The 4,842-nt window shown below is 61.4% G+C and carries 6 protein-coding genes; 4 read left to right on the forward strand and 2 right to left on the reverse strand.

Annotation, left to right across the window (positions count from 1 at the left end; genetic code table 11):
* The 4 genes from B3V69_RS15410 to B3V69_RS15425 form a co-directional block, all read left to right on the forward strand.
* Positions 1–669 (forward strand): type IV pilus twitching motility protein PilT (locus tag B3V69_RS15410; protein ID WP_296447898.1); only part of this gene is annotated, 669 nt, incomplete at its 5' end.
* A gap of 41 nt (positions 670–710) precedes the next feature.
* Positions 711–1,340: a Crp/Fnr family transcriptional regulator gene (locus B3V69_RS15415; RefSeq protein ID WP_296447899.1), complete on the forward strand. Its 630-nt coding sequence runs from the start codon at positions 711–713 to the stop codon at positions 1,338–1,340.
* Positions 1,341–1,360: 20 nt separating this feature from the next.
* A complete protein-coding gene (locus B3V69_RS15420; protein ID WP_296447900.1) occupies positions 1,361–2,497 on the forward strand; it encodes a PilT/PilU family type 4a pilus ATPase in 1,137 nt (378 codons plus the stop codon).
* Between the two features lie 20 nt (positions 2,498–2,517).
* The gene (locus B3V69_RS15425) at positions 2,518–3,444 is read left to right on the forward strand and encodes an NAD(P)-dependent oxidoreductase (protein ID WP_296447901.1); all 927 of its coding nucleotides are present in this window, start codon (positions 2,518–2,520) and stop codon (positions 3,442–3,444) included.
* A 92-nt stretch (positions 3,445–3,536) separates the two neighbouring features.
* On the opposite strand, the gene B3V69_RS15430 is transcribed toward B3V69_RS15425, so the two are convergent.
* Positions 3,537–4,175 carry a BON domain-containing protein gene (locus B3V69_RS15430; RefSeq protein WP_296447902.1) on the reverse strand — a complete coding sequence of 213 codons (639 nt, stop codon included), beginning with the start codon at positions 4,173–4,175 and terminating at the stop codon, positions 3,537–3,539.
* Entirely contained in the window at positions 4,172–4,771 is a 600-nt protein-coding gene (locus tag B3V69_RS15435) for a phosphoheptose isomerase (RefSeq protein ID WP_296447903.1), read from the reverse strand. The genes B3V69_RS15430 and B3V69_RS15435 overlap by 4 nt, the downstream gene beginning before the upstream one ends.
* Between the last annotated feature and the right edge of the window lie 71 nt (positions 4,772–4,842).

Genomic DNA, 4,842 nt, shown 5'->3' on the forward strand with positions numbered 1-4,842 from the left:
GTGCTGGTGACCGGCCCCACCGGTTCCGGCAAGTCGACCACGCTGGCGGCCATGGTCAACTTTCTCAACGAGACCGAGTTTGGCCACATTCTGACGGTGGAAGACCCGATCGAGTTCGTGCACGAATCCAAGAAATGCCTGGTCAACCAGCGCGAGGTCGGACCGCACACGCTGAGTTTTGCCGCCGCCCTGCGCTCGGCCCTGCGGGAAGACCCGGATGCCATTCTGGTGGGCGAAATGCGCGACCTGGAAACCATCCGCCTGGCCATGACGGCGGCCGAGACCGGGCACCTGGTGTTTGGCACGCTGCACACCTCAAGCGCGGCCAAGACCATTGACCGGATCATTGACGTGTTTCCGGCGGAAGAAAAAGAGATGGTGCGCGCCATGTTGTCCGAGTCCCTGCAGGCCGTGATCTCGCAGACCCTGTGCAAAACCAAAGACGGCCAGGGCCGGGTGGCAGCGCACGAAATCATGCTCGGCACCAGCGCCATCCGCAACCTAATCCGCGAGGCCAAGGTGGCGCAGATGTACTCCAGCATCCAGACCGGCAACAGCCTGGGCATGCAAACGCTGGACCAGAACCTGACCGATCTGGTCAAGCGCAACATCATCAGCCCGGCGGAAGCCCGCTCTAAAGCCAAGATTCCCGAGAACTTCCCCGGTTGAGTCCTTTTTCATCGATCCCAGCCAACCTATTGGAGCGCGCAATGAAAGGAATCTTCGGACTCCTCCGAAAAAAAAGAAAACCGGAGCCGGTTGAAGACAAACATGACTCCATGCTGTTCACCTCGGCCTTTGCCGGCTTGGGTCTGGACGCCAACCAGCTGGAGCCCTGGGCGGCTCGTGCCGCCGAGGTGGAGGCCTCAAAATTAAGTCCCGGCCGTGGCACCAAGCTGCTGCAAGGCCTGTGGGCCAAGGACAAGTACATGCGCCAGCTGGACCAGGACGCCATCGGGCGCATGGAGCGCTACTTTGCTTTCGCCACGGTGGCCGCCAACCGCGACCTCATCCGCCAGGATGAGTACGGCAATTTCATGGTGGTGCTGCTCAGTGGCAGCGTTGCCATTGATCGCGTGCAGCCCTGGGGTGAGCGGCTGCGCTTGGCGGAGGCCGCGCCCGGCGAGATTCTGGGTGAAATGTCGCTGCTCGACAGTGGCATGCGGTTTTCGGTCTGCACCACGATGAGCACTTGCGACATCGCCGTTCTCAGCGCCGAGGCGATGGATGAAATGCTGAGCGCAGATCCGGCGCTGGCCGCCAGTCTCATCACCTTGCTGGCCCGCAAACTGTCGCTTCGGCTGCGCGTCGTCAGCGCGCGGCTCAGCGACAAGAAATAATTCCCCGGAGCACCCCCGTCATGGAACGCGATCAAGCCACCAAATTCGTCAATGATCTGCTCAAACTCATGATCAGTCGCAATGGCAGCGATTTGTTCATCACGGCCGATTTTCCGCCGGCCGTCAAAGTGGACGGCAAGATCACCAAGGTCTCGCCCCAGCCGCTCAACGCGCCCCACACACTGGCGCTGGCGCGCGCGCTCATGAACGACAAGCAGGTGGCCGAGTTCGAGCGCACCAAGGAATGCAACTTCGCCATCTCGCCGCCGGGCGTGGGGCGCTTTCGCGTCAGCGCCTTTCTGCAGCAGGGCAAAGTGGGCATGGTGTTGCGGGTGATTCCGCTGACCTTGCCGACCATCGATGGTCTGGGCGTGCCGCAGGTACTCAAGGACGTGGTCGCTGCCAAACGCGGTCTGTGCATTCTGGTGGGTGCCACCGGTTCCGGCAAATCGACCACCCTGGCGGCGATGGTGGACTGGCGCAATGACAACTCCTACGGGCACATCATCACGATTGAGGATCCGATCGAGTTTGTGCACCCGCACAAAAACTGCGTGGTGACGCAGCGTGAGGTCGGGCTGGACACCGACAGCTGGGGCGCCGCCCTGAAAAACAGCCTGCGTCAAGCTCCCGATGTGATTCTGATGGGTGAAATTCGCGACCGTGAAACCATGGAACATGCCGTCGCCTTCGCGGAAACCGGGCATTTATGCCTGGCCACGCTGCACGCCAACAGCGCCAACCAGGCGCTGGACCGCATCATCAACTTCTTTCCCGAAGAACGGCGCTCGCAGCTGCTGATGGACTTGTCGCTCAACCTGAAAGCGATGGTGTCGCAGCGGCTGATCCCCAAGCAGGACGGCCGGGGCCGGGTGGCGGTGGTCGAGGTCATGCTCAACACCCCCCTGATTTCCGACCTGATCTTCAAGGGTGAAGTCTCCGAGATCAAGGAGATCATGAAGAAAAGCCGAAATCTGGGGATGCAAACTTTCGATCAAGCGCTGTTTGACGCCTATGAAAACAACATGATCACCTACGAGGATGCCTTGCGCAACGCCGATTCGGTCAATGACCTGCGCCTGCAAATCAAACTCAACAGCCAGCGCGGCAGGGCACAAGACCTGAGCGCCGGCACCGAAAACTTCGCCATCGTTTGACCACACCACACGCCACCACCATGACCAGCACCACGAGCAATATCAACGCCAAAACTTACGAAGCCAGCGCCGCGCGACAGGTCGCCTTTGTGGGCCTGGGCGTGATGGGCTATCCCATGGCCGGGCACCTGGCGCGGGCCGGCCACCAAGTCACCGTGTACAACCGAACTGCTGCAAAATCAATAGCATGGTGCGCAGAGTTCGCGGGGGCTAGCGCCTCAAAACATGCATTGACACCCAGACTCGCCGCGCACCAGGCTGATGTCGTTTTTTGCTGCGTCGGCAACGACGACGATTTGGCGCAAGTGACCCTGGGCGCGGACGGCGCCTTTGCCGGCATGCAGCCGGGTGCCGTGTTGGTGGATCACACCACGGCCTCGGCCAGCGTGGCCCGCGAGCTGTCTACCGCCGCGAAAAATCTGGGCCTGCGATTTGTCGACGCGCCGGTGTCGGGCGGCCAGGCGGGTGCGCAAAACGGTCTGCTGACCGTGATGTGCGGTGGTGACCAGGCCGCTTTTGACCTGGCACAACCGGTCGCCATGGCTTTTTCCAGGGCTTTCACGCTCTTGGGCGAGAGTGGTGCCGGTCAGCTGGCCAAGATGGTGAACCAGATTTGCATCGCCGGCCTGGTGCAGGGCTTGAGCGAAGCGATTGCCTTTGGCCAGCAGGCCGGGCTCGACATGAACCAGGTGCTGGACGTGATTGGCAAGGGTGCGGCCCAAAGCTGGCAGCTCGACAACCGCGGCAAAACCATGGTGGCGAATAAGTTTGATTTTGGCTTTGCGGTCGACTGGATGCGCAAGGACCTGGGGCTGGTGCTGGATGAAGCCAAGCGCAACGGAGCGCGCCTGCCCGTGACGGCCTTGGTGGACCAGTTTTATGCCGATGTGCAGCACATGGGCGGCCAGCGCTGGGACACCTCCAGCCTGATCAAACGGCTAAGGTAGCGCCACCCTCTTCCCTTACCGTTCGGGTTGAGCTTGTCGAAGCCTTGAACCCTTCGACAAGCTCAGGGCGAACGGAGTCAAACCTTCTGGCCTTATTTTTTGACTTCGTTGACAGCAGGTTGGGGCAGCATGTTCGCCAACTCATCTTCGGTAATGATCTCCAGCACACGAACCACTTTCTGAACCCCCGGGGTGGCGCGGGCGATATCGGTGGCCCGATTGGCCTCGCGCTGGGTCACCCGCCCCATCAAATAGGTGGTGCCATGCTCAGTCACCACTTTGAACGAATTGGCAAACAGATCTTTGGCATCCACCATGCCGGCCTTGACCCGGCCAGTGACCAGCGCGTCCGACGAGCGCTGGGTCAGTGTGGCCTTGCCCAGAACGGCAATCTCGTTGACGATGGCACGCACATTCTCAACCTTGGACACCACCTGCTCCACCAGCTGCTTGTCCTGGGCACTGGGCACCTCCCCCGTCAAAAGCACCTGGCGGTTGTAGCTGGTGACGCTGACGCGAACGCGCTCGCCCAGGTTCTCGTCAATGCGGCTGGCGGCGTGCAGCTCAATACCCTCGTCCTCGATCTGTGTGCCCGAGGTACGGCGGTCGGTTGCCATCAGCGAGCCCATCACGGCACTCCCTACCAGGATCGGGGCGCAAGCGCTCAGGCTTGCGCCCAGGCAGGCGCTCAGTGCCAGTATCGTCACGCGTTTTTGAGTTGCAAATTTCATAGGGGGGCTTCCTGATCTCCAAGTAACTGGGCGTCCACGGCGTCACAAATGCAATGCAGGGCCAGCAGGTGGACCTCTTGCACGCGTGCCGTGCGTTCATGGGGCACACAAATGTGCACATCCGTATCGCGCAAGGCATGCGTCATTTTGCCGCCGCCGCGCCCGGTCAGACCCACCACCACCATCTCGCGCTCATGGGCAGCCTCAATGGCGGCCAGCACATTGGCCGAATTGCCGCTGGTGGAAATGGCCAGCAGCACATCGCCGGGCTGCCCCAGCGCGCGCACCTGGCGCGAAAAAATGACGCTGAAGTCGTAGTCGTTGGCAATCGCCGTGATGATGGAGCTGTCCGTCGTGAGCGCTATGGCCGCCAACTCCGGCCGCTCACGCTCATAGCGCCCGACAAACTCGGCGGAAAAATGCTGCGCGTCAGCGGCGGAACCGCCATTGCCGCAGGCCAGCACTTTGCCGCCGCTGGTGACGCAGGTCAGCATTGCCTGCACGGCCGCCGCAATCGGTTTGCTCAGGACTTGCGCGGCCTGGTATTTCAGGTCGGCGCTGTCAATAAAGTGTTGTTGAATTCGTTGCTCAAGCATGGCGCGATGATAACCGCGCCAGATGTATCAAGCTGTACGCGGCCTGAGCGCGGGCCGCCGCCTCAATACGC

It is taken from the genome of Rhodoferax sp. UBA5149 (assembly GCF_002413825.1).
Classification (GTDB): Bacteria; Pseudomonadota; Gammaproteobacteria; order Burkholderiales; family Burkholderiaceae_C; genus Rhodoferax.